The organism is Nocardia sp. NPDC059195 (genome assembly GCF_042754695.1).
In the GTDB taxonomy this organism is placed as follows: domain Bacteria; phylum Actinomycetota; class Actinomycetes; order Mycobacteriales; family Mycobacteriaceae; genus Nocardia.
Window position 1 is genome coordinate 158,470 of record NZ_JBHZBG010000012.1, and the last position, 25,072, is coordinate 183,541.

At 66.9% G+C, this 25,072-nt stretch carries 24 protein-coding genes; 15 read left to right on the plus strand and 9 right to left on the minus strand.

Features of this window, described 5'->3' with window-relative positions:
* Nucleotides 1-62: 62 nt before the first annotated feature.
* On the minus strand, nucleotides 63-1,190 hold the full coding sequence (locus ACFXKN_RS17850) for an NDMA-dependent alcohol dehydrogenase (protein WP_379433403.1): 1,128 nt from the start codon (nucleotides 1,188-1,190) through the stop codon (nucleotides 63-65).
* 50 nt (nucleotides 1,191-1,240) lie between these two features.
* Nucleotides 1,241-2,059 (minus strand): enoyl-CoA hydratase/isomerase family protein, encoded by an 819-nt coding sequence (locus ACFXKN_RS17855; protein WP_379433404.1) that lies wholly within the window; start codon nucleotides 2,057-2,059, stop codon nucleotides 1,241-1,243.
* 303 nt (nucleotides 2,060-2,362) lie between these two features.
* Here ACFXKN_RS17855 and ACFXKN_RS17860 point away from each other — a divergent pair, with 303 nt between their 5' ends.
* The 10 genes from ACFXKN_RS17860 (at nucleotide 2,363) to ACFXKN_RS17905 (ending at nucleotide 13,058) form a co-directional block, all read left to right on the plus strand.
* Entirely contained in the window at nucleotides 2,363-4,018 is a 1,656-nt protein-coding gene (locus ACFXKN_RS17860; protein ID WP_379433405.1) for an AMP-binding protein, read from the plus strand.
* The gene (locus tag ACFXKN_RS17865; RefSeq protein WP_378951160.1) at nucleotides 4,015-4,854 is read left to right on the plus strand and encodes an amidohydrolase family protein; all 840 of its coding nucleotides are present in this window, start codon (nucleotides 4,015-4,017) and stop codon (nucleotides 4,852-4,854) included. Before ACFXKN_RS17860 ends, ACFXKN_RS17865 begins: the two co-directional genes overlap by 4 nt.
* Before the next feature lie 27 nt (nucleotides 4,855-4,881).
* A complete protein-coding gene (locus ACFXKN_RS17870; protein WP_379433425.1) occupies nucleotides 4,882-5,934 on the plus strand; it encodes an acyl-CoA dehydrogenase family protein in 1,053 nt (350 codons plus the stop codon).
* 13 nt (nucleotides 5,935-5,947) lie between these two features.
* Nucleotides 5,948-7,150 carry an acyl-CoA dehydrogenase family protein gene (locus ACFXKN_RS17875; protein WP_379433406.1) on the plus strand — a complete coding sequence of 401 codons (1,203 nt, stop codon included), beginning with the start codon at nucleotides 5,948-5,950 and terminating at the stop codon, nucleotides 7,148-7,150.
* Between the two features lie 20 nt (nucleotides 7,151-7,170).
* Nucleotides 7,171-8,829, plus strand: coding sequence for an OB-fold domain-containing protein (locus ACFXKN_RS17880; RefSeq protein WP_379433407.1), 1,659 nt, complete (start codon nucleotides 7,171-7,173; stop codon nucleotides 8,827-8,829).
* Entirely contained in the window at nucleotides 8,826-9,746 is a 921-nt protein-coding gene (locus ACFXKN_RS17885; protein ID WP_379433408.1) for an alpha/beta hydrolase, read from the plus strand. Before ACFXKN_RS17880 ends, ACFXKN_RS17885 begins: the two co-directional genes overlap by 4 nt.
* A gap of 9 nt (nucleotides 9,747-9,755) precedes the next feature.
* Nucleotides 9,756-10,172, plus strand: a complete 417-nt coding sequence (locus ACFXKN_RS17890; RefSeq protein ID WP_379433409.1) for a Zn-ribbon domain-containing OB-fold protein — start codon at nucleotides 9,756-9,758, stop codon at nucleotides 10,170-10,172.
* A 17-nt stretch (nucleotides 10,173-10,189) separates the two neighbouring features.
* Nucleotides 10,190-11,335, plus strand: a complete 1,146-nt coding sequence (locus ACFXKN_RS17895) for a thiolase family protein (RefSeq protein ID WP_379433410.1) — start codon at nucleotides 10,190-10,192, stop codon at nucleotides 11,333-11,335.
* A gap of 63 nt (nucleotides 11,336-11,398) precedes the next feature.
* Nucleotides 11,399-12,412, plus strand: coding sequence for an aromatic ring-hydroxylating dioxygenase subunit alpha (locus ACFXKN_RS17900; protein ID WP_378951141.1), 1,014 nt, complete (start codon nucleotides 11,399-11,401; stop codon nucleotides 12,410-12,412).
* A gap of 28 nt (nucleotides 12,413-12,440) precedes the next feature.
* Entirely contained in the window at nucleotides 12,441-13,058 is a 618-nt protein-coding gene (locus tag ACFXKN_RS17905) for a cysteine hydrolase (RefSeq protein WP_379433411.1), read from the plus strand.
* Between the two features lie 75 nt (nucleotides 13,059-13,133).
* Here ACFXKN_RS17905 and ACFXKN_RS17910 read toward each other — a convergent pair whose 3' ends face one another.
* The 5 genes from ACFXKN_RS17910 to ACFXKN_RS17930 all read right to left on the minus strand — a co-directional run bounded on the left by ACFXKN_RS17910 (nucleotide 13,134) and on the right by ACFXKN_RS17930 (nucleotide 17,776).
* Nucleotides 13,134-13,436 carry a hypothetical protein gene (locus ACFXKN_RS17910; RefSeq protein WP_379433412.1) on the minus strand — a complete coding sequence of 101 codons (303 nt, stop codon included), beginning with the start codon at nucleotides 13,434-13,436 and terminating at the stop codon, nucleotides 13,134-13,136.
* Nucleotides 13,433-14,953 carry a class I adenylate-forming enzyme family protein gene (locus ACFXKN_RS17915; protein WP_379433413.1) on the minus strand — a complete coding sequence of 507 codons (1,521 nt, stop codon included), beginning with the start codon at nucleotides 14,951-14,953 and terminating at the stop codon, nucleotides 13,433-13,435. Before ACFXKN_RS17915 ends, ACFXKN_RS17910 begins: the two co-directional genes overlap by 4 nt.
* Nucleotides 14,954-15,030: 77 nt before the next feature.
* Nucleotides 15,031-16,329 (minus strand): amidohydrolase family protein, encoded by a 1,299-nt coding sequence (locus ACFXKN_RS17920; RefSeq protein WP_378951126.1) that lies wholly within the window; start codon nucleotides 16,327-16,329, stop codon nucleotides 15,031-15,033.
* A gap of 54 nt (nucleotides 16,330-16,383) precedes the next feature.
* The gene (locus ACFXKN_RS17925; RefSeq protein ID WP_379433414.1) at nucleotides 16,384-16,530 is read right to left on the minus strand and encodes a DUF1059 domain-containing protein; all 147 of its coding nucleotides are present in this window, start codon (nucleotides 16,528-16,530) and stop codon (nucleotides 16,384-16,386) included.
* Between the two features lie 25 nt (nucleotides 16,531-16,555).
* The gene (locus ACFXKN_RS17930; RefSeq protein WP_379433415.1) at nucleotides 16,556-17,776 is read right to left on the minus strand and encodes a CaiB/BaiF CoA transferase family protein; all 1,221 of its coding nucleotides are present in this window, start codon (nucleotides 17,774-17,776) and stop codon (nucleotides 16,556-16,558) included.
* Between the two features lie 91 nt (nucleotides 17,777-17,867).
* On the opposite strand from ACFXKN_RS17930, the gene ACFXKN_RS17935 reads away from it, so the two are divergent.
* From ACFXKN_RS17935 to ACFXKN_RS17945, 3 genes are read left to right on the plus strand one after another with little or no spacing between them, the layout of a single operon-like run.
* Nucleotides 17,868-19,409 carry an aldehyde dehydrogenase family protein gene (locus tag ACFXKN_RS17935; RefSeq protein WP_378951117.1) on the plus strand — a complete coding sequence of 514 codons (1,542 nt, stop codon included), beginning with the start codon at nucleotides 17,868-17,870 and terminating at the stop codon, nucleotides 19,407-19,409.
* A 53-nt stretch (nucleotides 19,410-19,462) separates the two neighbouring features.
* On the plus strand, nucleotides 19,463-20,311 hold the full coding sequence (locus ACFXKN_RS17940; protein ID WP_378951113.1) for a mycofactocin-coupled SDR family oxidoreductase: 849 nt from the start codon (nucleotides 19,463-19,465) through the stop codon (nucleotides 20,309-20,311).
* Between the two features lie 3 nt (nucleotides 20,312-20,314).
* On the plus strand, nucleotides 20,315-20,506 hold the full coding sequence (locus ACFXKN_RS17945) for a rubredoxin (protein WP_378951108.1): 192 nt from the start codon (nucleotides 20,315-20,317) through the stop codon (nucleotides 20,504-20,506).
* A gap of 140 nt (nucleotides 20,507-20,646) precedes the next feature.
* Here the strand turns inward: ACFXKN_RS17945 and ACFXKN_RS17950 are convergent, their stop codons facing one another.
* Nucleotides 20,647-22,332: an FAD-dependent oxidoreductase gene (locus ACFXKN_RS17950; RefSeq protein WP_378951105.1), complete on the minus strand. Its 1,686-nt coding sequence runs from the start codon at nucleotides 22,330-22,332 to the stop codon at nucleotides 20,647-20,649.
* A 174-nt stretch (nucleotides 22,333-22,506) separates the two neighbouring features.
* Here ACFXKN_RS17950 and ACFXKN_RS17955 point away from each other — a divergent pair, with 174 nt between their 5' ends.
* Both ACFXKN_RS17955 and ACFXKN_RS17960 read left to right on the plus strand, forming a co-directional pair.
* On the plus strand, nucleotides 22,507-23,355 hold the full coding sequence (locus tag ACFXKN_RS17955) for an SDR family oxidoreductase (protein ID WP_378951102.1): 849 nt from the start codon (nucleotides 22,507-22,509) through the stop codon (nucleotides 23,353-23,355).
* Between the two features lie 18 nt (nucleotides 23,356-23,373).
* The gene (locus tag ACFXKN_RS17960) at nucleotides 23,374-24,180 is read left to right on the plus strand and encodes an enoyl-CoA hydratase/isomerase family protein (RefSeq protein WP_379433416.1); all 807 of its coding nucleotides are present in this window, start codon (nucleotides 23,374-23,376) and stop codon (nucleotides 24,178-24,180) included.
* An 8-nt stretch (nucleotides 24,181-24,188) separates the two neighbouring features.
* Here the strand turns inward: ACFXKN_RS17960 and ACFXKN_RS17965 are convergent, their stop codons facing one another.
* On the minus strand, nucleotides 24,189-25,067 hold the full coding sequence (locus ACFXKN_RS17965; RefSeq protein WP_378952018.1) for a TetR/AcrR family transcriptional regulator: 879 nt from the start codon (nucleotides 25,065-25,067) through the stop codon (nucleotides 24,189-24,191).
* Between the last annotated feature and the right edge of the window lie 5 nt (nucleotides 25,068-25,072).

Below are 25,072 nucleotides of genomic sequence, written 5' to 3' on the forward strand. Positions count from 1 at the left end.
GCCCCTGAACCGCCGACAGAACGGGAGCCGGACGAATCGTCCGGCCCCCGTTTTCGTGTGGGCTAACGGTCGGCGTCGGTGAAGCGGATGATGCCGCGCAGATCGTGGGTGCGGTGGATCTCGTCGTAGCCCTCGTTGATCTGGTCGAGCCGGTACTCCTTGGTGAGGGTGCCATCCAGGTCGAGGTCGCCGAGTTTGTGCAGGGCCAGCACCTCGAGGATGTCCTCGTGCGGATTCCCGCCGCCGAACAGGCTGCCCTGCAGGTTCTTCTGCAACAGTGTCCGCATCGACAGTTTGAGCGGCACCTCGGCGGCCAGCGTGGTGCCCATGGCGGTGAGTACGCAGGTGCCCGCTCTGGCCGTGAGGTCCATCCACGCTTCGAGGTCGTCACCGTCTCGCCGCCCCATCGAGGCGATCACCTTGTGACACATGCGTCCCCCGGTCGCGGCGGCGATGCCTGCGGTGGCGGTGGCGAGGTCGGGATAGACGTCGGTGGCTCCGAGTTTCTCGGCTTGCTTGCGCTGCCACTCGACCGGATCGACGACGAAGATCCGCGACGCGCCCGAGAGCACCGCGCCCTGGAGCGTGGACGCGCCGACGCCGCCGAGCCCGATGATCGCGACATCCTCGCCCGGCTGGATCCGTGCGGTGTGCACGGCCGAACCGTAGCCGGTGGTGATGTCGCAGCCGACGAGGCAGGCGATCTCGAATGGGATCGACGGGTCGATCTTCACCACCGACGCTCGATGGACGACCGCGTAGGGTGCGAACGCGCCGACCAGCGCCATCGGATGCACTCCGCGTCCCCGCGCGGTGACCCGGAAGGTGCCGTCCGCGACAGCCGCGCCGCCGAGCAGACCGGCGCCCAGGTCGCACAGATTGCACAGTCCGGCACGGCACGGCGGGCACGTGCCACAGGATGGCACGAACGACATCACCACATGGTCGCCGACGGCGAGATCGTGCACGCCCGCACCGACTTCGACCACCACCCCCGCGCCCTCGTGGCCACCGAGGATCGGGAAGCCGGCCATGGCGATATCGCCGGTGACGAGATGGTGGTCGGCATCGCACAGCCCCGCCGTCTCCATCCTGACCTTGACCTCGCCCGTTCGCGGCTCGCCGATCTCGATGTCCTCGATCGACCACGGCTGATTGCGGTCCCAGATCAACGCGCCTCTGGTCTTCATCGGTTACCTCTTCATACTCTCGAGCAGTGGTGTCGGTCGGCCCGGTGGTGTCACCGGCCGTGGAACTCGGGAGCACGGCGTTGCCGGAACGCGGCCAGCCCCTCCTTGAAATCAGTGGTACGGCAGGCAAGTTCGAGTGCGTAGAGCTCGTTGTCCATCGACTCGGTGAGTCCGGTGACGAGATTGCGGTGGATGGACTGTTTGGCCAGGCCGAAGGCGACGGTCGGCGCGGTGGCCAAACGGGTGAGCAGTTCCTCGGTGGCCCGGTCGAGATCGGTGGGAGCGGTGGCTTCGTGGATCAGCCCCCAGTCGGTGGCGTCGGTCGCCCCGACCTTCTCGCCGAGCAGCAGCATCCGCTTGGCCCTGGCCAGCCCGATCAAGCGAGGGAGCAGCCAGGTGGAGCCGGAGTCGGGACTGAATCCGCGCGGCAGGAACGGCTCCCAGAACACCGCGTCGGTGTCGGCGAGGGTGAAATCGGCGGCGATCGCGAGATTGCACCCGAGCCCGGCGGCCCAGCCTCGGACGGTGCACACCACCGGCAGATGCAGAGTGTGCACCAGTTCGATGACGCGGTGGGCCGTGTGCGGGATGCGCCGGACCAGATCGCCGGTCGGTGGGCGCTCGCCCGCACTGTTGGTCGCGACCCAGTCGACACCGGAGCAGAAATCCGCGCCGGCCCCGGTGATGTGCACGACGCGCAGCTCGGCGTCGGTCGCGGCGGCGGTGAGCGTGGCGACGAGGGTGTCGATCATGCTGGGGGACAGTGCGTTGCGTCGGCTCGCACGGTCGATGGTGAGGCGCAGAATCGGTCCGCCGTGCTCGACGCCCACGGTCCCGGCGCTGTCGACGGACGGGTTCTCGGTGGTCACTGTCGTCCCCGATTCTTCCAGGTCGATCGGTATCGGTGATTCATACCGTTAGGTATACAGTAAATAGTACCGTCGGGTATCTGAGTCGTCGGCCGATTCGGCGGGCTCGTACTCGCGTTCCTCGTTCAACGGTTCGGAGGTAATCCTGGCCCGATGTCTTGCGCAGGCCGCTACTGTTACGTATACAGTAGTCATATCTATTCGGTTTGCGGCAAGCTTTCCCGCCACCTCCCGTTAGGACATCGAGGACCGAACCATGCAGACAGAACAATCGAATCCCCGCGTCGACATCGGAGCGCTCTGTTGACCGAATGGACGATCAGTGCCGTGTTCGACGAGGTCGCGGCGGCGGTACCGGATCGGACCGTGACGGTGTGTGGCGAACGCCGCCGCACCTTCGGCGAGACGGCACTGCGGACGCGGAAGTTCGCGAACTTCCTCGCCGAGCGCGGATTCGGTGCGCACACCCCGCGCGCGGAACTCGACCGCTGGGAATGCGGTCAGGACCGGATCGCGCTGGTGATGCGCAACGACCAGTACCTCGATGTGATGCTCGCCGGGATGAAGGCGCGCGTCGTGCCGGTCAACATCAACCACCATTACACCGCGCACGAGATCCGGGATCTGCTGGCCTACATCAAGCCGCGTGGCATCGTCTATCACCGGTCCTTCGGCCCGGTGGTCGAGCAGGCCGCGCCCGCGGGAGTCGAACTGCTGGTGTCGGTCGACGACGGTAGCGACGTCGCGGAGCTGGCAGGGGCGATCGGGTACGAAGACGCGGTGGCGCTCGGCGCCGACGAACCGGTCATCGAGACCTCGCCCGACGATCTGGTCATGTTGTGCACCGGTGGCACGACGGGCAGGCCCAAGGGTGTGCTCTGGCGCCAGAGCGACATGTACGTCTCGTCGATGAACGGTGCCGACCACGAGTCGGGTGAAGGTCTGCGCCAGCTGGCGCTGATGACCGGTCACGTCTGGTTCGCGGTGTCGCCGCTGTCGCACGCGGCCGGGATCTGGACGTCGTTCTCCGGACTGCTCGCCGGGCAGACGGTCGTGCTCTACGACGACCAGCGAAAGTTCGACGCGCACAACGCACTCCGGGTGGCCGCACAGGAACGGGCCGCGCTCATGACGATCGTCGGCGACGCCTATGCCGGACCGCTGGTGCGCGCGCTGCGCGAAGGGAACTACGATCTGTCCGCGCTGATGGCGATCGGCACCGGCGGCGCGGCGACCAACCCCGTGCACAGGCGCGACCTGCTCGACCTGCTTCCGCACGCGTTCGTCGTCGAGGGCTACGGGTCATCCGAAACCGGCGGCATGGGATTCGGTCGTAGTACCAAGGGAAACGAAGTCGACAGCTTCGCCCCGATGCCCGGCGGGACAGCCGTCTCCGACGACCGCACCCGATTCCTGACACCGGGCGAGGCCGAGGTCGGCTGGGCAGCCCGTTCCGGCCGCGTTCCGCTGGGCTACCTCGACGACCGCGAGGCCACCGAGCGGACCTTCCCCATCATCGACGACGTACGGATGGCGATCCCCGGTGACCGGGCGACCGTCGACGCCGACGGGTCGTTGCGACTGCTCGGGCGCGACGCCCTCGTGGTGAACACCGGCGGCGAGAAGGTGTTCGTCGAAGAGGTCGAGGAGGTGCTGCGTTCGAATCCCCTTGTCGGTGACGCGCTCGTGGTCGGCAGACCGAGTGCGAAATGGGGCAACGAGGTGGTCGCGCTGGTCTGCGTCGACGCCGGCGACCTCGTCGACGCGGCGGACCGGGTCGGTCCAACGGCGTTGCAGCAGTTGTGCAGATCGCGGTTGGCCGGCTTCAAGGTGCCCAAGGCCGTGATCTATGTCGAGGAGATCCGTCGGCTCGGCAACGGCAAGCCGGACTACCGCTGGGCGATGCGGCGGGCCGTCGAAGAAGCCGGCGAGGCCGCCGCCGAAGGAATCGGAGCATGACGATGCGCAAGGTCAACGACTGCCTGGTCAATGTTCACTTCGGTGAGCTCGAGCAACCCAGCTGGATGCTCAAAGTCCGTGACGACTATTTCAAGGGCGCCGATTCGATGTACGCCCAGGTCGAACTCACCGCCTTGCTCGACGAGATGGACGAACAGGGCGTGGAGAAGGCCGTCCTGATGTATTCGATGGTGAAACCGTCCAAGACCGCGCTCGAGTTCGTCGAGGCACGACCGGATCGGTTCTCGCTGGCGGTCAACGGCGTCGATCTGCTGCGCCCGGTCGCCTCGCTGCGCGAACTCACCGCGCTGGTGCGCGATCTCCCCGTCACCTACACCACGACCGGCCCGAGTTTCTGGGGTGACGGGCGCTATCCGCCGACCGACGCGGTGTACTACCCGCTCTACTACAAATGCGCCGAAATCGGCTTGCCGCTGTGCATGAACACCGGAATCCCGGGCCCGCCGATTCCCGGTGAGGTGCAGAATCCGATCTATCTGGACCGGGTGTGCTACCAGTTTCCCGAACTGCGGCTGTGCATGATCCACGGCGCCGATCCGTGGTGGGACACCGCGATCCGGCTGCTCATCAAGTACGAGAATCTGCGCCTGATGACCTCGGCGTGGTCGCCTAAACGGCTGCCGGACAGTCTCGTTCACTTCATGCGCACGCGAGGCAAGAACAAGGTGATCTTCGGTTCGGACTGGCCGGTGCTCGCCCTGCGCAGGGTCGTGCCCGAAGCCGAAGCGCTGGATCTGCCCGCGGACGTGCTGGACAACTACCTCTACAACAACGCGCAGGAGTTCTTCTTCGGCGACCGATCCGTCGGCGACTGACGCGCCGGAATCAGGAGAAATACGATGATGGACCGTTACGAATTGCGCCGGCAGGACTACAGCCTGTCGGCGGACCAAACCGAACTCCAAGCCGTCTACGCGAAGTTCTTCCGCTCGCGGTGTTCACTCGACACCGTCCGCGCGGCCGAGGAGACCGGATTCGACAAGGATCTGTGGGAGCAGCTGTGCGCGACCGGCGCGACCTCGATGGCGCTGCCGGAATCGGTCGGCGGCGATGGTGCGACGCTGGTCGAATTGTCCCTGGTCGCTGAGGAACTCGGGCGGGTGATCGCGCCGCTGCCGTGGATCGATCATCTGTGCGCGGCGCGGCTGCTGGCTCGCCTCGGTGCGTTGAGTGTGGGTGATCGCGACAGTGCCGACGTGGTAGAGGGCAAGCGCCTGGTCGCGCTGGACACCCGCGTCGACTCCGCGACCGGTATTCGGCTCATCGCCGCGGGCTCGGTCGCCGACGACATCGTCATGCGGGACGGCGATGACATTGTGCGGTTGGGTTTCGACACCCGGCCGACCAAGGTCGACAACATCGGTCGTCTGCCGATGGCCTGGGTAGACCCGGCCGCCGCCGACCGCCGGACCGTGCTGGCCAGTGGTGCCGAGGCGCTCGCCGAGTACGACCGGGCGCTCGACGAATGGCGCGTGCTGACTGCCGCCGCGCTGGTCGGGCTGATCAACGAGACCCTGCGGATAGCAGCGGAATTCGCTACCACCCGCTACACCATGGGTGTCCCGATCTCGACCCTGCAGGGCATTTCCCATCCCTTGGCCAATATCGCGATCACGGTCAACGCCGCCCGCAATCTGACCCGCCGCGCCGCGTGGTTCCTCGAACACGAGCCCGACGTGCAGCCCGGTCTGCCTGCCGCGGCGTTCGTCTACATCGCCGAGGAAGCGCCCCGCGCGGCGACCACGGCGGTCCAGGTGCAGGGCGGACTCGGGGTCGCGACGGAAGCGGCCGCGTCGGCGTATCTGGTGCGCGCCAGGGGCTGGCCGCTGGCCGCGGGCGATCTGGGCGCCAGCGCAGTGCAGGTCGCTGAACTCTTCGCCGCAGCGTCGGCCTAGGACGGAGTAGAACATGGATTTCTCACGAGTCGAACTCTCTGCCGATGACCAGGAATTCCTGGACGGGGCACGGGCTTTCCTCACCACCCACGTCACCGACGAGGTCCGTCGTCGCGACCGCGAGACCGGCGACAACTTCGACGAGGGAGTTCACCTGGCTCTCGGCGAGGCCGGCTGGCTGAGCGCGGAACTGAACTCCGAGGAAGAAGGCGGGCTCAATCGCCTGCGGCGCCGGTTGTGGGACCTCGAGCGGCGCCGGGTCCACACTCCCTGGGTCACCTGGGGAACGACCGCGATCGTCTCCAAGTCCGTCCGCAAACACGGGTCCGTCGAACTGCAGAAGGAGGTCCTGCCCGCACTGGAGCGCGGTGAGGTCCGGTTGTGCCTGGGATACACCGAGCCCGACGGCGGGTCCGATGTCGCGATGTGTAAGACGCGCGCGGTGCGCGACGGCGACCAATGGGTGATCAACGGCTCGAAGATGTTCACCACCGGCGCGCACAACTGCCAGTACGTCTTCCTGATCACCAACACCGACCCCGACGGGTCGAAACACAAGAGCCTCACCATGTTCCTGGTTCCGCTGGACAGCCCGGGCATCGAGATCCAGGACATCCGCACCGTGGACGGCGACCGCACCAACATCGTCTACTACAGCGATGTCCGGGTGGACGACAAGTACCGCCTCGGCGAGGTGAACGGCGGCTGGGCGGTGCTGATGGGCCCGCTCAACGAGGAACACGGCGTGGTCGGCGCCGACGACGACGGCCTGCAGGATGTCTCGATCCTCATCCATCAGGGCACCATGATGGCGACCTCGGTCGACAAGGTGGTCTCGATCGCGGCGGCCACCGGACCTGACGGTCGGCGCCTGCTCGACGACCGGGCGGTCGCCCATCGCCTCGGCCGCAGCATCGCGCGGATGGAGGCAGCGCTGTCGGCTCCGCACATGTTCGGCCGCGTCGCCATCGCGCAGACCATGCGCGACATCTCGCCGGACCTGATGGACATCCTCGGCCCCGCCGCCGCGCTGCCGGTGGACACCGAAGGCGCCGTCGACAACGGCGCCATGGAGTACATCTACCGCTGGGCCCCGCTGTGCGGCATCTACGGCGGCACGCTCGAGGTGTTCCGCAACATGATCGCCCAGCACATCCTCGGGCTCGGGCGGCCCAACTATTCGCTGCCTGCCAAGCCGAAGGCAACGGCGAGCTGACTCAGCTCGGAAGGAGCACCGTGGCCGAGTCCACTCAACGGCCGCCGCCGACGATCACGCCGGAAACCCAGTTCTACTGGGCTTCCGGCGCCGACGGTCGACTGCGGATCACGCAGTGCCGGTCCTGTACGGCGCTGATCCACCCGCCGCAACCCGTGTGCCGATACTGCCGTAGCGAGGACCTCGAGGTCGGCGCGGTCTCCGGATTCGCCACACTGATCGGCTTCACCGTCAACCACCGATTCGCCGTTGCGGGGCTGTCCGCGCCCTACGTCGTGGCGCAGGTCGCGCTCGAGGAGGACTCGCGGGTCCGGTTGACCACCAATGTGATCGGCTGCGACCCCGCCGATCTCGTACTCGGGCAGCGGATGGAGGTGGTGTTCGAGCAGACATGCACGGCCTGGCTACCGCTGTTCCGGCCCGCGGACCCGCAGTCGCCGCCGGTCCCGCTGCCGGTGGATCCGATCGAACCAGCGGCCGTTCGCGAGTACGTCCGGCCGATGGCGTCGCGGGAGAAGTTCGAGGACAAGGTCGCGCTCACCGGCATCGGCAGGTCCCGGATCGGGCGACGGCTCATGACCGACCCGCTGACGTTGACTCTGACGGCCTGTCGCAACGCGGTCGCCGATGCCGGACTCGGCCTCGACGACATCGACGGCTTGTCCACCTATCCGGGCTCGGGAGATTTCGGGCCCTTCTCCGAAGGTGGCGTCACGGCGGTGGAATCGGCGCTGGGTATCCGTCCGACCTGGTACAACGGCGGCGCGGAGACCTTCGGCCCCGGTGGCTCGGTGATCGCGGCGATGCTGGCGGTGGCGAGTGGGCTGGCTCGCCACGTGCTGTGCTTCCGCACGGTGTGGGAGTCGAGCTACGCCGAACACGTTCGCGCCGGGACGATTTCACCGTCCGGCGGCATCACCGACCCATGGCTCGCCCCGTTCGGGGCCATCTCGGCAGCACACCTGCTCGCGCAGACCGCGCAACGCCATTTCCATCGCTACGGCACCGATCGGGAAACGCTGGGCTGGATCGCGCTGAATCAGCGCGCCAACGCGGCGCTCGATCCGTCCGCTATCTACCGGGAGCCACTGACCATGGACGACTATCTGTCCGCCCGACCGGTCACCACGCCCTTCGGTCTCTACGACTGTGACGTGCCGTGCGACGGTGCGGTCGCCGTGATCGTCTCGGCGCGCGAGACCGCGGCCGACCTGGCCCAACCGCCGGTGTTGGTGGAGGCGGTCGGCACCCAGATCATCGAACGGCTCGAATGGGACCAGAGCACACTCACCCACGAGCCACAGGTCCTGGGTCAGGCGGCGCATCTGTGGTCTCGCACCACACTGCGCCCCGAGGACGTCGATGTCGCCGAGCTCTACGACGGCTTCACCTTCAACTGCCTGTCCTGGATCGAGGCGTTGGGCTTCTGCGGAATCGGCGAGGCCAAGGACTTCCTCCAGGGCGGCAAGAACATCGCCCGCGACGGATCGCTACCGCTGAACACCCATGGCGGGCAACTCTCCCACGGGCGCACCCACGGCATGGGCCTGATCCACGAGGCGATCACACAATTGCGTGGTCGCGCCGAGCAGCGCCAGATTCCGGATGCGCGGGTCGCCGTTGTCAGCAGCGGGGGACTCACCCCCAGCGGTGTCATGCTCCTGCGGGCGGACGTATGAGCGCCGAGGGGACCGGCCTGCTGCGTGAGCCGACGGCTGTGGATGCTGTGGTGGCCAGGGAAGTCCACGTGGCGGGGATCCGGATGTCGGCCCTGTGCGCCGAGGTCGCCGATCCGCGCGCGGTGCTCGTCGCGGTACACGGTGGCGCGACCTCGGCGCGCTACTTCGATGTTCCTGGCCGGCCGTGGCTGTCGCTGCTGCGGCTCGGCGCACGACTCGGCTTCACCGTGCTCGCCCTCGACCGGCCGGGATACGGCGCTTCCGAGCCATGGGATGCGAGCTTCGATGTGCCGCAGCGCCGCGTCGACGCGAGCTACGCCGCGATCGACGCGCTCCTCGGCTCGAGCGGGCGCGGCGCGGGGGTATTCCTCGCGGGGCATTCGGCCGGCTGCGATCTGGCCGCACGGATGGCCGCCGACGATCGCGGCGACGAACTGCTCGGTCTCGAACTGGCGGGCACCGGCGTTCACAAACGCCCCGAGGCGATCCAGGTCATCGAACAGATCCGCAAGACCCGCAAGGCTGGCGGGATTCGGGAACTGCTGTGGAGTCCGGCGGAAAGCTATCCGCCCGAGGTGGTGGGCGGGCGTTCGCTCACCGTGGGTACACCGGGCTACGAAGTAGCCGTCGTGCACGACTGGCCGACCGACTTCCCGGTGCTGGCGGCGCAGGTGCGGGTACCGGTACGGCTGACCGACGCCGAATACGAGCAGGTATGGCGGACCGACCCCGCGGCACGTGCCGAGATCGAAGGATTCTTCACCGCGACACCACATTTCGCGCACAACCAGCAAGCCGGATCCGGGCACAACGTGAGCGTCGGCTTCGGCGCCGCGGCCTATCACCTCGGCCTGCTGTCGTTCGTGGAGGAATGCGGCCTGCGGTCTGCCCCCGCTCGCAACCAATTCGACGTTTAGGAACCACAGATGCAACGAATGATCGCCCCGGAGATTTCCAACTGGCCGGCCGAGGACTTCCGGCTCGTCGGTGGCGCGTGCGCCGACTGCGGCGCCTCGGTGTTCCCGATCCAGGACCTGTGCCCGCGGTGCAGCCTCCCCTCGATCGAGCAGATCACGCTACCGCGCACCGGAACGCTGGTGGCCTGGACGACGCAGGGATTCCTGCCGGGCGCTCCCTATCTCGGCGACGAGACGCCGAAGACCTTTGTTCCGTTCGGCGTCGGACTCGTGCAGCTCGGTGACGTGATCCGGGTCGAGGCCAGGCTCACCGAGAACGACCCGGCCAAGCTCGAGTTCGGCATGGACGTCGAGCTCACGACCGTGTCGCTCGGCACCGACCCCGAAGGCGCCGAGGTCATCACCTTCGCCTTCCAACCCGTCTGAGGGACAGGAGTTCTGAGATGACCAACGAGGTAGCGATCATCGGCGTGGGTATGCACCCCTTCGGCCGATTCGACAAGACCGCCATGCAGATGGGTACCGACGCGATTCGGGCCGCATTGGGCGACGCCGGGTTGCAATGGCGAGATGTCCAGTTCGCCGTCGGCGGCAGCTGGGAGGTCGCCAACCCCGACGCGATCGTGGGGATGATGGGACTGACCGGCATTCCGTTCACGAACGTCTTCAACGCGTGCGCCACCTCGGCCAGCGCCACCGAGGCGTGCGCCGACGCGATCCGGCTCGGCAAGTACGACATCGGTATCGCGATCGGCATGGACAAGCATCCGCGCGGGGCGTTCACCGTGGATCCCACGCTCGTCGGGATGCCCAAGTGGTACGGCGAGAACGGCCAGTACCTGACCACGAAGTTCTTCGGAATGAAGGCCAATCGCTACCTCCACGATCACGGCATCTCCCAGGAAACCCTGGCCAAGGTGGCCGCCAAGAACTACCGCAACGGCAGTTTGAATCCGAATGCGTTCCGGCGCAAGCCGATCGCCGAGCGCGACATCCTCGATTCGCCGATGTTCAACTACCCACTGACCCACTACATGTTCTGCGCGCCGGACGAAGGTGCCGCCGCGGTGATCATGTGCCGTGCCGATATCGCACACCGGTACACGAGCAAGCCCGTCTATGTGCGAGCCGTCGAGGTACGGACCCGCTCCTACGGTGCCTACGAAGTCAACACGACCTACGCGCCGGTGCAGGAGGACGTATCGCCCTCGGTCTACGCGTCGCGCAGCGCCTTCGAATCCGCGGGCATCGCGCCCGAGGACATCGATGTGGTCCAGTTGCAGGACACCGATGCCGGCGCCGAGATCATCCACATGGCCGAAGCCGGGTTCTGCGCCGACGGCGACCAGGAGCGGCTGATCGCCGAGGGCGCGACGGAGATCTCCGGTTCCCTGCCGGTGAACACCGACGGCGGTCTCATCGCGAACGGCGAACCGATCGGCGCCTCGGGCATGCGCCAACTCCACGAGCTGGTCCTGCAACTGCGCGGGACCGCCGGGGAGCGTCAAGTCGCCGGTGCCCCCAAGGCGGGGTTCGCGTTGCTCTACGGCGCTCCCGGGACCGCGGGCGCCACCATCGTCACCACATGAACCGGCCGGGTCCGCTACCCGGTGCCGAAGCCTCGAAGAATCGTCCCGCACTGGAGGTGCGTTGTGAAAGTTCCGTTCACCTGGAAGGTCACCGGCTGGTTCATGGTCGGCTGGTCGGCCGAGTTCCCGCTCGGCGAGGCCCGGCCGCTGCGCTACTTCGGCGAGGACCTGGTCGCCTATCGTGACGAGGCGGGCGAGGTACACATTCTGACCGGGCATTGCCGGCATCTCGGCGCCCATATCGGCCACGGCGGCAAGGTCGTCGGCGACTGCGTGGAATGCCCGTTCCACGGCTGGCGGTGGGGACCCGACGGCACCAATCGCAATATCCCCGGCGAGAACCGGGTCAACCGTGGCCTGAAACTGCAGGTATATCCCGTCAACGAGCAGAACGGGTGCGTGTTCATGTGGCACCACCCGGAGGGAAAGGCTCCGCAGTGGGAGATGCCCGACATTCTCACCATGTTCCCTGAGCTGGGTTCCGATCCCACGCAGTACTACCGGCCCTATCCCGAGTTCTCGAGCAAGACCGAACGCGAGCCGGTGCACCCGCAGGTCGTGCTCGAGAACGGCCCCGACAGCCTGCACTTCGAATACGTTCACGGCGCGACGGTCACCCCGCAGATGCTGGACTACAGCGCGGTCGATCACACCTGGAACTTCCTGACCGGGTGGCCCGACGCGCGCAGCGATGATCCGGACAAGATGGCGTTGAAGATCCACGCGCAGATGTTCGGGCTCGGCGGTTCGATCAGCGCGTTCGATGGATCGTCGAAACATCGGCTGATCTTTGCCACCACACCGGTCGACGACGAGTGCTCGGACCTGTTCTACTCGATCTGGTGGCCGAAGAATCCGGGCGATGATTCCGACGTACCGCCACCGGAAGTTCGTGCGCGGGTGGAGAAACAGTTCCTGGTGACGGTCTGGGAGGATCTGAGCATCTGGCGCTACCAGAAGTACGTCGAGCGACCACCGCTCTCGCCGAAGGACGCCAAACCCTATCTGTCACTGCGCAAGTGGGCCACCCAGTTCTACGATGTTCCGCCGGTGGACGCCACCACGGTGTCGTCGTGAAGCGCGCCGTAGACGGCGCGGCGCCCGGGTGAGTGCCCGGCCGCTGGCCGAGCTCGTGGCCCCCGCGCACACCGCCGTGATCACCCAGGAATGCCAGGGTGCGGTGGTCGGTGCCGCCGCCGGACTGCCCGCGCTCGCCGAGGAGGCACGCCGCACGGCGCTGCCCAATATCGGAGCACTGCTGCCGGCGGCCCGTACTGCCGGGGTGCAGGTCGTGCACTGTCTGGTGTGGCGACGCGTCGACGGCCTCGGCTCCAATCACAATGCGAAACTGTTCGCCCTCGGCCGCCGTGGCGTCGCGGTGACCCCGGGCAGCGAGGGCGCTAGCCTGCTGCCCGAATTCGGGCCGGAGCCTGCCGATCTGGTGCTCGGCCGCCAGCACGGGCTCGGGCCGATGGGCGGCACCGACCTCGATGCGGTGCTGCGCAATCTCGGCATCAAGACCATTGTGGCGGTCGGGGTTTCGCTGAACGTAGCGATACCGAATCTGGTGATGGACGCGGTCAACGCCGCCTACGACGTGGTGCTGCCGCGCGATGCGGTGGCGGGCATTCCGCGCGAATACGGCGAGGCGATCATCGACAACACTTTGTCGTTGATCGCCACCGTCACCACAACCGAGGAGTTGCTGGCCGCCTGGCGCTGAGCACCAGCCGACCACAGGACGACACAGGGCGCTCCAGCCTCCGCGAGGCAGGAGCGCCCTATGCGCACGTCGTGGTCAGTCACTGGACGGAAGTTGTTTGGCCTCCTTGAGATCGAGCGGCACCGCGTTCACGTCGAGGGTGCCGCTGCCTGCCTGCGTGACCAGGATTTCGGCGCCGGTCTCGTGCACATAGCGCTTGCCGACCGCCGTACCGCCGGCGAATGCGGGATCGAGAACCGCGCCGGTGTCGGACACCGCGCCGAGCGGAACCATCGGGACGCCGCCGCAGCGCAGGCCGTCGATGGCCTCGGTGGACTTGATGACGATGACCTGTGTCTGACAGACCTGGCTCGCCAGCCGGGTGCCGCTCTTGATCACGATGCCTCCTTGGCGGTAGATGGGACGGCCGAGAATTCCTGAACGAGCGTGCGCCGCAGGATCTTTCCGGTCGGCGTGGTGGGCAGCTGGTCGCGGAAGACGACTCGGTCCGGTGTGCGCGAGCCGCGCAGATTCTCGCGCACATACGCGCGCAGCAGTTCCGGGTTCGGCGCGATGCCGGGGGAGGGCACGACGACGGCGACGATGATCTGTCCCCACTGCTCGTCGGGTACACCGATCACGGCGACCTCGCGCACCTGCGGATGTTCGACGAGAACGTCCTCGAGTTCGGCGGGCGCGATGTTCTCGCCACCGCGAATGATGGTGTCGTCGGAACGTCCACCGATGAACAGGAAGCCGTCGGTATCGAGTTCGGCGAGATCCTTGGTGGGGAACCAGCCGTCGGGATCGAGGACCGAACCGATCTCGGCGTACACGCCCGACACCTGCGGTCCCCGGACGAACAGTTCGCCGACTTCGCCCGGCCCGAGGACGGTGCCGGTCCCGTCGCGGATCTGCAACTCGACACCGGGCACAGCCCGGCCGACCGAGCCGAGCCGCCTGGCGACTACGGGATCGCCGGAGCCGTGGGCGATCCGGTGATCCTCGGGAGTCGACACGGCGACGGTCGAGCTGGTCTCGGTGAGACCGTAGGCGTTGACCAGGCCGACTTCGGGCAGCAGCTCGATGGCCGCGCGGACCAGCGGCAGCGGTGCCTTGGATCCGCCGTAGGCGAGGGTGCGCAGCGTCGGCAGATCGGTACCGGGCCTCGCACGGAGCACGGTGACGATGCGGTCGAGCATGGTTGGCACGACCGTGGCGTTGGTGATCCGTTCCGCGCGGACGAGGTCGATCCAGCGGGCCGGGTCGAACTGCCGCAGGTACACGGTCCGTCGGCCTGCGTACAGATTCGACAGCGCCGCGCCGACCCCGGCGATGTGATAGGGCGGCACGCACACCAGCGCCGCGTCGTCGGGTTCAGCGGAGGCGAACTCGACGGTCCCCATCACATAGCCGGTGAGGTTGGCGTGCGTCAGTTCGACGGCCTTGGGCCGCGAGGTCGTGCCGGAGGTGAACAGCAGCACGGCAACGTCATCGGGTGAGGCGTCCTGGACTGTGTTGTCCCCGCTCGCGGTCCGGAGGGCGGCGAAGAACAACGCGGAGTCGATGACCTGTTTGCCGCAACCCGCCACCATGTCGAGGTATTCGGCGTCGACAACGATCAGCGGTGTGGGCAGCCGGTCGATCAGCTCGCGCAGCGCCGCCGCGCTGAGGCGGTAGTTCAGCGGCGTGAACGCCACCGCGGCGCGCGCGGATCCGAACAGCAACAGCGGCAGCATGATGCCGCCGGTTCCCACATACGCGACATGCTCGGCGCCCGAGGAACCGATCAGTCCGGCCGCCCGATCGGCCAGCTCGCTCAATTCCGCCGCGCTCGTTCGCGTGCCGTCGGAGACGACCGCGGCCCGCTCCGGTTCACTGGCCGCGACCATCTCGAGCATCACCGAAATGCTCACTACATCACCTCATCGGTTTCAGAGAAGGAGGCGGCCACCCTGGCGTGCATGCCGAGAGTGGCCGCGTCGTCGTGCGGTCAGCCCGCGTTCTGGGCGGTAGCCGCTTTGATCTGGGCCTGGAACGCCTGGAGCTTGGCCTCGGACGTGGAGTTCTTGTGCTTGCGGGCCTGGATGCTGACGTCGTGGTCGGCCGCGGCCGCCCGCAGCGCACCGACGGTGGCCTGCTCGCGCGGAATGTGCTGGAACGGGTCGAAGGAGTACCAGCGCATCGCGTTGAGATGGGTCATCTTGTCGATCTCGTCGTCGGGCACCTGCTCGCGCCCGAGGACCTGCTCGAGCACCTCGGGAGCGTCGGGCCACATGGAATCGCTGTGCGGGTAGTCCATCTCCCACATGATGTTGTCGATGCCGATCTCGTGGCGCAGCCGCACGCCGATCGGATCGCTGATGAAGCAGGTCATGAAGTGGTCGCGGAACACCTCCGAGGGCACCTTCCCGCCGAAGTCCTGCATCGTCCAGGTGGAGTGCATCTCGAAGGTACGGTCGACGCGCTCGAGGAAATACGGAATCCAGCCGGTGCCACCCTCCGACAGCGCGATCTTGAGGTCCGGGTACTCCTTGACCGGGCGCGACCAGAGCAGGTCTGCCGCGGCCTGCACGATGTTCATCGGCTGCAAGGTGATCATCACATCCGGCGGCGAGTCGACCGCGGGGATCGACAGCCGTCCCGAGGATCCGATGTGGACGTTGAGCACGGTGTCGGTGTCGACGAGGGCTTTCCACAGCGGATTCCAGAACGGATCGTGGAAGCTCGGGTATCCCAGTGCGGCGGGATTCTCGCTGAAGGTCAGCGAGTGCACGCCCTTGTCCGCGACCCGGCGGACCTCGGCGGCGCACAACTCGGCGTCCCAGATCACCGGCAGCGCCATCGGGATGAACCGGCCGGGGTAGGCGCCGCACCATTCGTCGATGTGCCAGTCGTTGTAGGCCTGTACAAGGGCGAGGGAGAAGTTCGAGTCCTCGGTCGCGAACAGCCGTCCGGCGAAACCGGGGAAGGACGGGAAGTTCATCGACGCCAGCACGCCGCCCGCGTTCATGTCCTTGATGCGCTCGTGGACGTCGAAACACCCAGGGCGGATCTCGTCGAGGCCGTCGGGCTCGAGCCCGTACTCCTCCTTCGGGCGCCCCGCCACGGCGTTGAGCGCCACATTGGGGATGACGGTGTCGCGGAACTTCCAGACGTCGGCGCCGTTGTCGGTACGCACCAATTGCGGCGCCTCGGCGGCGTACTTCGCGGGCAGGTGGTTCTTGAACATGTCCGGCGGCTCGATGATGTGGTCATCGACGCTGATCAGGATCATGTCGTTCTTATCCACGATCACACTCCTTATATTATTACAGTAAGGCTTACAATATAGCCGATGGTCGGCTCAGTGGGCCATGAACAGGATTTGCTCGCGGCTGTATTCGTGGTCGGGGTGCTGCTCGGCGAGATGTCGTTGAGCTGCGGCGACCAGATCGTCTTCATCGGCGCCGCTCAGGAATTCACCGCACGGGCAGCTCAGGTAGCGCTTCATCGCTCGGCCCGGCCCCTGGCGGCGGTCACAGGATCGCCCCGCTTTCCTTGGCGGCGATGATGTCGTCCCATTCCAGGCCGAGCTCGAGCAGGATCGTCTCGGTGTGCTCGCCGTACTCGGGGGCCCGGCTCGCCGGTGCGGGCAGTCCATCGAATTGCACCGGGGCGGCGACGGTTCGGTAGTCGTTGCCCGCGCTGTCGGTCACCGTCATGAGATAGCCGTTGGCCACGACCTGCGGATCGTCGAGGACTTCGCGCGGGCTCGCGATGGTCGCCCACACGCCCGGCTCGTCGGCGAGGGCCTTCTGCCAGTCGGCGAGATCGCGCTCGGCGAAGGTCTTGCGCAGTTCGGCTGTCGCGGCCTCCTGGTTGACGACCAGGTTCGCCAGCGGCACGAATCGTTCGTCGACACCGAGATCCGGTCTGCCGATGCGCTCGCAGAATCCACGCCAGTAGCGATCGGCTTGGAGCAGGACGAGTTGGACCCAGCGATTGTCCCGGGTTCGGTACCGGTTCACCGCGGGATTCGGGGCGGTGCCTGCCACACCGATCGGAATGCGGTCGATGTCGTAGTAGTCCGCGGCCGCGATATCCGGTGCGACAGCCCACATGCCCTGCGCCAGCAGCGAACTGTCGACCAGCGGGGCGTGTCCGGTGCGTTCGCGATGGAACAGCGCCGCGGTGACGCCACCGGCCAGGGTGATGCCGCCCTGGAGGTCACCGAAGGCCGGCCCCTGGATCATCGGGAATTCGGCGTTCGTCGGCGTCAATGCGTAGGCGACGCCGCCGCGGGCCAGATAGCTCGCGGCATCGAACCCGCCCCGGTTCTTCTCCGGACCACGGCTGCCTGCGCCGCTGCCCCTGGCGATGATCACGTTCGGGTTGAACTCGCGGATCTGCTCGACGGTGAATCCGGCTCGCTCGAGCGGGCCGGGCAGCCAATTGGTCAGGAACACATCGGCACCGGCGATCAACCGGCCGAGGATCTGCCTGCCCTGTTCGGACTTGATGTCGACACCGATGCTGCGTTTGCCGTGATTGCCGAGCTCCATCATGAAGTTGGCGCGCACCGCGGTGCCGGTTCCGTCGAGACCGCCGATGGTCAGGTTGCGGCACGGATCGCCGCCACTGGTGTCCTCGATCTTGATCACATTCGCGCCCCAGTCGGCCAGTGCGGCTCCCGCACTCGGCACATAGGTCCACGATGCCAATTCGATCACTGTGACGCCATTGAGCAAACCGGACATCGGCGCTCCTCTCCCGCGATTGATACGTGTAGTGAAGTACTATACGGTAATCATTACAGTTACTCATCCAGGATGGCCATCGGGAGGCAATGTGAGCGACGTCGTCGAAGAGCGGACGGCCCTGAGTCCGGAGTGGGGTCGCCGGGCAGCCGCTGGAGCCGAGCACCGCATGCTCATCGATGGTGAGTTGACGGCAGCGGCGTCGGGTGGCTCGTTCGACAACCACAGCCCGGCCACCGGGCTGTTGCTCGGCACTACCGCGGCAGCCGAGGAGCAGGACATGCTGCGCGCGATCGCCGCCGCTCGGCGTGCTTTCGACGAGACCACGTGGTCGACCGACGGCGACCTGCGTCGCCGGTGTCTCGAACAACTCCAGCGCGCGCTGGAATCGGAGATCGAGCTGTTGCGCACCGAACTCGTCGCCGAGGTCGGCTGCCCGGTGATGACCACGCAGAACGCGCAATTGGAATGGCCGCTCGCCGAGGCGCTGCGGTATCCGGCGGGTCTGATCGATGACTTCGAGTGGGAGCGGGTGCTCGAGGGCGGTGGCCTGTTCGGTGATCGCAACAGGCGCACCGTTGTCCAGGAGCCGGTGGGCGTGGTCGCCGCGATCTGCCCGTCGAATTTCCCGATCGAGGTCATCCTCAACAAGCTGGGTCCGGCGCTGGCGGCCGGGAACACCGTCGTGCTCAAGCCGGACCCGAACACGCCGTGGAACGCCACCCGACTCGGCCGGCTGATCGCCGAGCACACCGACTTCCCGCCCGGCGTGGTGAATGTCGTGACTACCCCCTCCAACGAGGTGGCCGGTCTGCTGGCGACCGACCCCAGGGTCGACCTCATTTCCTTCACCGGCTCGACCGCGGTGGGCCGCACCCTCCTGCGTCACGGCGCGGGCACGATGAAACGCACCTTCCTCGAGCTCGGTGGAAAGTCCGCGCTCATCGTGCTCGACGACGCGAAACCGGAGAACGCGGTGCGCAGCGCCATCGGTGTGTGCGTGCACGCGGGCCAGGCCTGCGCGGCGACGAGCCGGATGCTGGTGCACCGCTCGATGTTCGACGACATGGTCGCGGCGGTCGGGGCGGCGTTCGCGGCGGTACCGGTGGGCGATCCGGTGCTGGGGCACACGCTGGTCGGCCCGGTCATCAACGCGGCCCAGCGAACCCGGGTACTCGACGCGTGCGCGCAGGCCATTCGTGACGGCGCGCAGCTGGTCACCGGCGGTGGTCTGCCCGCCGATCTGCCCGCTCATCTGGCGGACGGCCATTTCGTCGAGCCGACGGTGTTCGTCACCCAGAACCCGGAATCGGCCATCGCCCAGGACGAGATCTTCGGTCCGGTCCTGGTGATGATCCCGTTCTCCGACGACGAGGAGGCGGTGCGGATCGCCAACAACAGCGCCTTCGGGCTGGCGGGCGCGGTGTTGTCACAGTCCGACGAACGCAGCATGGGGATCGCCCGTCGGCTCAGGACCGGCGCGGTCGGCGTCAACGGCGGCATGTTCTACGGCGCCGACGCACCGTTCGGCGGCTACAAGAACAGCGGCGTCGGTCGCCAGTGCGGCATCGAGGGATTCCAGCAGTACCTGGAGACCAAGACCATCGGCTCCCGGTTGCCACGACAGCGCTGAATTGCTTGTCGGGCAGAACAATTCACCATCGAAGTACGGAAAGGTTGTCACCAGTGGGAAAATTGGACGGCAAGGTCGCGGTCATCTCGGGCGCGGCGCGAGGTCAGGGACGCTCGCACGCGGTGAACCTCGCCGCTGAGGGCGCGAGCATCATCGCCTTGGACATCTGCGCCGACCTCGAAGGCAATACCTACCCGCTCTCGCGGCCCGAGGACCTGGAGGAGACGGGCAGGCTGGTCGAGAAGGAAGGTGCGCGTTTCCATCCGGTGATCGTCGACGTGCGCGAGCGCGGCGCGGTCTGGCAGGCGATAGCCCAGGGTGTCGAAGCGCTGGGGCGGCTCGACATCGTGGTCGCCAACGCGGGTATCGCCCCGCTGGGGCGCGGTCAGACCATCCAGTCCTGGTCGGACACCATCGACACCGATCTCGTCGGCGTGTTCAACGTCGTGCAGGCGAGCCTTGCTCATCTGGGCCCCGGGTCGTCGATCATCGCCACGGGCTCCCTCGCCGCGCAGCTGGGCAGTTCGACCAAGCAGGGGCCGGGCGGTTCCGCGTACAGCCTCGCGAAACAGGTTGTCGCGCACTACGTGAACGATCTGGCGATCCAGCTCGCGAAGAAGTCGATTCGTGTCAACGCGGTGCATCCCACCAACGTCGACACCGACATGCTGCACAACGACGGCATGTACAAGATCTTCCGCCCGGATCTCGAGGCTCCGACCCGCGCCGACGCCGAGGCTGCCTTCCCCGCGATGCAGGCCATGCCCGTCCCCTACATCCAGCCACAGGACGTCTCGAACCTGGTGGTGTTCCTCGCTTCCGACGACGCTCGATACATCACCGGCAGCCAGTTGCGGGTGGATGCGGGTGGTTTCGTCAAGGCCGTGCCCTGGGGGAAGTGAGCGATGACCGACACGACGACGGTGTACAAGCTCTACCGCTGTGTCATCTGCGGATGGGAGTACGACGAGGAACTTGGCTGGCCGGACGACGGGATCGAACCGGGCACCCGCTGGGACGACATCCCCGAGGACTGGACCTGCCCGGACTGCGGCGCCGAGAAGGCCGAGTTCGACATGGCGGAGGTCTATCGGTGACGATGTCGCGGCCGATACGCTGCGCCACCTGCACGACGCGGCCCGATTGCGACAGATTTCGGCGCGACAGCGCGGGATAACGTTCACCCGCAGAACTCGACCGACCGCCGCTTCGCCGATCGAAGCGGCGGTCGGTTCGTTCAGGACGGCACCTTCGCTGTCCGTGCCGCGTCGAGCAGATCGTCGTGGTCGGTGAGTTTGACCCGTGGCCTGCCGTCCGGCGTGCCCGCGGCCTGCTCGGCCAGGTCGATGGCTTTCCATCCCGCGCGGTCGACGACATCGGGCTGCCGCTCGTCGATGAGGGCCGCGAGTGCGGCCCGATCACCGGTGGGCGCGGTGAGTCGGCCCGCGACGAAGTCGGCGACGAGGTGCTCGACGGTCTCCGCCGAGTCGACGCGGTTGGACCCGATGACACCGCGCGGCCCACGCTTGATCCAGCCGCTGACATAGACGCCGGCGATCGAGGACCCGTCCGCGCCGATGACGCGCCCGTGCTCGTTGGGCACCACACCTCGGGCCTCATCGAAGGGCAGATCGGGCACAGCGGCTCCGCGATACCCGATCGAACGCAGTACGAGGCCGGTCTCCAGACGCTCGATGCGATCGGTGGCCCGCGCCACCCGCTGTCCGTCCCGGTCGACCAGTTCGTTGTGGGCGAACTCGAGGGATTGGACCCGACCGCTGCCGCGGATCCCGGTCGGAGAAGTCAAGTAGCGGAACACGATCCGCTTGTTCCCGGGGTCGGTTCGGTCGCCCGCGTATTCCTCGGCCAGGGCGTACTTCAAACGCAGGGACGGCCCGGCGTCCGGATTGTCCAGGACAGCACGGTCGCGCGGGTCCAGCGCGAGATCGGCCTCGTCGATGATCACGTCGACACCGTCGAGATGGCGCAGCGCCATGAACTCCGGACCGGTGTAGGCGGCCTGCAACGGGCCGCGCCGCCCGAGTAGCACGACCTCGCGGATGTTGCTGTCGCGCAGCGCCGTGAGGGCGTGGTCGGCGATATCGGTCCCGGCCAGCTCGTCCGGCGCAACGGTCAGCACGCGGGCAACGTCGAGGGCGACGTTGCCGTTGCCGACGATCACCGCGCGCGGCCCGGAGAGGTCGAATACGCGGTCGGCGTAGTCGGGGTGGCCGTTGTACCAGGCGACGAATTCGGTGGCCGAATGCGAACCCGGCAGATCCTCGCCGGGCACACCCAGCCGACGGTCGCTCGACGCGCCGACGGCATAGAGCACCGCGTGATGGTGGACCATGAGTTCCTCGTGGGAGATGTGCTTGCCCACTTCCACATTCAGGTAAAAGCCCACCGCGTCGCCACGGAACGCGGACTCGAACAACCGTGTCACGGTCTTGGTGCCCGGATGATCGGGGGCGACCCCGGCGCGCACCAGGCCCCACGGTGTCGGCAGCCTGTCGAAGATCTCGACCTCGGCGGCGCAGCGACGCCGTAGCTCATCGGCGGCGTAGCACGCGGCGGGTCCGGCGCCGACGATCGCGACCCGAAGCGTGCCCAGATCCTTCGGTGGGCGGGTCGCGGGCACGATCGAATCGAACGTCGGGCCGAGCGGATGATGCTGGAAATAGGTGGCGTTGATATCGCGGAATCGCGCCAGCGACGCGGTCAGGCTGTCTTCGGGGAAGATCGCCTCGACCGGGCACGCATCCGCGCACGCACCGCAATCGATGCAGGTGTCGGGGTCGATGTAGAGCATTTCGGCCGTCGCGAATTCGGGGTGGTCCGGCCGAGGGCGAATGCAATCGACCGGGCACTCGGCGACGCAGGTGGCGTCGTTGCAACAACGCTGGGTGATGACATAGGCCATGTGTGCTGCTCCTTCAGGAGAGTGAAATGCCCAGTCACTCCGGCCGATCGGGTCTCCGACTGCTGGCGCGCAATGGTGACTGGTGGTATTACTGTAATGGCAACTGGAAGGCATTCGTAGTCATTCCTCGGCGACGACGCGCGGCCCGGAAGGTCGAACAGATGGGAGCCGGTGATGCCGGACAGTGACAAGCCACTCGCGGGCAAGACCCTGATCATGTCGGGCGGTAGCCGCGGCATCGGCCTCGAGATCGCCAAGCGGGTGGCCGGAGACGGGGCGAACATCACCCTCGTCGCCAAGACCGATCAGCCCCACCCGAAGTTGCCGGGCACTGTGCACACCGCGGCAGCGGAACTCGAACAGGCCGGTGGAACCGTTTTGAAGGTCGTCGGTGATGTGCGCGACGACGCGGTGGTCGCGGCGGCGATCGATCGGACGGTCGAACGCTTCGGCGGGATCGACATCGTGGTCAACAATGCCTCGGCGATCGACCTGTCCACCACCGAGGCCCTGTCGATGAAGGCCTACGACCTGATGCTCGACATCAACTGCCGAGGCAGCTTCCTGCTGTCCAAGCTCGCCCTCGCGGCATTGAAGAAGTCCGCGCTGGCCGGACGCAACCCGCACATCCTGACTCTGTCGCCACCACTGAATCTCGATCCACGCTGGGCCGGTGCCCATCTCGGCTACACCATCGCCAAATACGGTATGTCGCTGACCACGCTGGGATTGGCCGAAGAACTGCGCGCCGACGGTATCGGCGTGAACTCGCTGTGGCCGCGCACCACGATCGCCACGGCGGCGATCCGGAACCGGCCCGGCGGCGAGCAGCGGATCGCCACCTCACGCACGCCCGCCATCTGTGCCGATGCCGCCTATCTGGTGCTCACCTCGCCCGCCGAACACATGACGGGCAACTTCCTGATCGACGAGGAGGTGCTGGCCGAGCACGGGATCACCGACCTCGACAGGTATCGGGCCGTTCCCGGCGATGCTCCGCTGACCGTCGATCTTTTCCTCTAGCGCAGGAAGTCCGAGACGATGACGGAAGAGCTTGTGCTGCAACAGTTGCGGCGCGGCGGGGTGTGCACGTTGACACTGCATCGCCCGCATCGCAAGAACGCGATCAATATCGGTCTGTGGATCGCCCTGCGCGAGGCGCTGGACACGATCGCGCACGACCCCACCGTGCGAGCGGTCGTCCTCACCGGGGCAGGTGGATCGTTCTGCTCCGGCGCCGACGTCGTCGACAGCGATCCCTACGCCGCGCCGTTCACCAAACTGCAGGCGATCTCGGAGGTCGCCCAGCGGCTGCACGATCTGTCGGTGCCCACCATCGCCAAAGTGCGCGGTGTCGCCGTCGGCGCCGGCTGGAATCTGGCGTTGGGGTGCGACCTCGTCGTCGCGACACCGGATGCGACGTTCTCCCAGGTCTTCGCCCGCCGCGGGCTCTCGCTCGACTGCGGCGGATCGTGGGTGCTGCCCAAGCTCGTCGGCGTGCAACAGGCCAAGCGGCTGGCACTGCTGGCCGAGACGATCGATGCCGCCACGGCGCTCGCGCTCGGCCTGCTCACCTGGGTCACCCCCGAGGCCGAGATCGACGACTTCGTCGACCGGGTCGCCGACCGGCTGGCGGCCGCCCCGCCGATCGCCGTCGCACAGACCAAGGCGCTGCTCAACGAGGGCGTCGACCGGACGATGCACGAGGCGCTTGCCAGTGAATCGCGTGCGCAAGCAGTCAACTTCGCGACAGCCGATGTCCCCGAGGCGTATGCGGCGTTCGCGCAGAAACGAGAAGCCGCCTTCACCGGGGCGTGGAACGTCCGCCGACCCGACGGCGACCGATAGCTCGCCCGTTATTCGGCCCTGGCGGCGGACTTGCTGCGTCGCGGGGCGGCGACCTTTTTCGCTGCCACTGTTTTCTTGGCCGCTACGGTCTTCTTTGCGGCCACGGTCTTTTTCGCGGCCACGGTCTTTTTCGCCGGTCCGGCGGCCGCCTTCTTGGCAGGAGTGGCCTTCTTGCTCGGCGCTGACGGCGGCCCGTCGATCAATCGGCTCGCCCGCTCGAGAATGGCCTCGAGGCCGTACTCGAAATTGTGATCGTCGGGAGCGCCGCTGTGGTGGCCTCGCGCGCCCGCGTCGGTCAGCAGCGGTGTGGCTTCCGGGGAAATGGTGAGGTGCTCGTAGTACGCACCGCGCTCGTTACCGGATTCCTTGTTCTTGTCGTAGAGCCGCTGCAGGACAATGGATCCGCGGGTGTGCAACTGGATCGCCGAGTAGGTATCCACGGCGTCGTCGAGCGGCAGACCGGCTTCCATGAGGCCGGCGATCACCTGCTCGGTCATTTGTGCGCCGAGTTGCGCGCTTCGCGGGCTGAGTGCCGATCGGATGAGGATCAGATCGCAGAGAATGGGGTTGCCCAGGAACGTCTCCCGCATGGTCCTGGCGTGGTTGCGCATGGTTTCGCGCCAGTCACTGGCCTCGATGAACGGGGCCGCGCTCGCATACTGTTGCAGTGCGCGATCGGTCATGGCGTTGAGGAGATCGTCTTTTTTGCGGAAATACCAATAGATGCTGGTTACTCCGACATCGAGATGCTTGCCGAGCATCGGCATACTCAAATTGTCGAGCGAAACACCTTCGGCGAGTTCGAATGCGCCGTCGATGATGTCCTCGGGGTTGAGTGAGCCCCGCTCGCGCCGCTGCCGTTTCTCCGCAGCCGCTTGCTGTTTCACCATGC

What these genes read in the sequence shown, in the direction of transcription:
- ACFXKN_RS17930 (WP_379433415.1), bottom strand. Translation starts at nt 17,776, where the DNA reads ATGTCCGGTTTGCTCAATGGCGTCACAGTGATCGAATTGGCATCGTGG.
- ACFXKN_RS17960 (WP_379433416.1), top strand. Translation starts at nt 23,374, where the DNA reads ATGACGGAAGAGCTTGTGCTGCAACAGTTGCGGCGCGGCGGGGTGTGC.
- ACFXKN_RS17950 (WP_378951105.1), bottom strand. Translation starts at nt 22,332, where the DNA reads ATGGCCTATGTCATCACCCAGCGTTGTTGCAACGACGCCACCTGCGTC.
- ACFXKN_RS17885 (WP_379433408.1), top strand. Translation starts at nt 8,826, where the DNA reads ATGAGCGCCGAGGGGACCGGCCTGCTGCGTGAGCCGACGGCTGTGGAT.
- ACFXKN_RS17875 (WP_379433406.1), top strand. Translation starts at nt 5,948, where the DNA reads ATGGATTTCTCACGAGTCGAACTCTCTGCCGATGACCAGGAATTCCTG.
- ACFXKN_RS17850 (WP_379433403.1), bottom strand. Translation starts at nt 1,190, where the DNA reads ATGAAGACCAGAGGCGCGTTGATCTGGGACCGCAATCAGCCGTGGTCG.
- ACFXKN_RS17945 (WP_378951108.1), top strand. Translation starts at nt 20,315, where the DNA reads ATGACCGACACGACGACGGTGTACAAGCTCTACCGCTGTGTCATCTGC.
- ACFXKN_RS17895 (WP_379433410.1), top strand. Translation starts at nt 10,190, where the DNA reads ATGACCAACGAGGTAGCGATCATCGGCGTGGGTATGCACCCCTTCGGC.
- ACFXKN_RS17865 (WP_378951160.1), top strand. Translation starts at nt 4,015, where the DNA reads ATGACGATGCGCAAGGTCAACGACTGCCTGGTCAATGTTCACTTCGGT.
- ACFXKN_RS17955 (WP_378951102.1), top strand. Translation starts at nt 22,507, where the DNA reads ATGCCGGACAGTGACAAGCCACTCGCGGGCAAGACCCTGATCATGTCG.
- ACFXKN_RS17870 (WP_379433425.1), top strand. Translation starts at nt 4,882, where the DNA reads ATGGACCGTTACGAATTGCGCCGGCAGGACTACAGCCTGTCGGCGGAC.
- ACFXKN_RS17925 (WP_379433414.1), bottom strand. Translation starts at nt 16,530, where the DNA reads ATGAAGCGCTACCTGAGCTGCCCGTGCGGTGAATTCCTGAGCGGCGCC.
- ACFXKN_RS17890 (WP_379433409.1), top strand. Translation starts at nt 9,756, where the DNA reads ATGCAACGAATGATCGCCCCGGAGATTTCCAACTGGCCGGCCGAGGAC.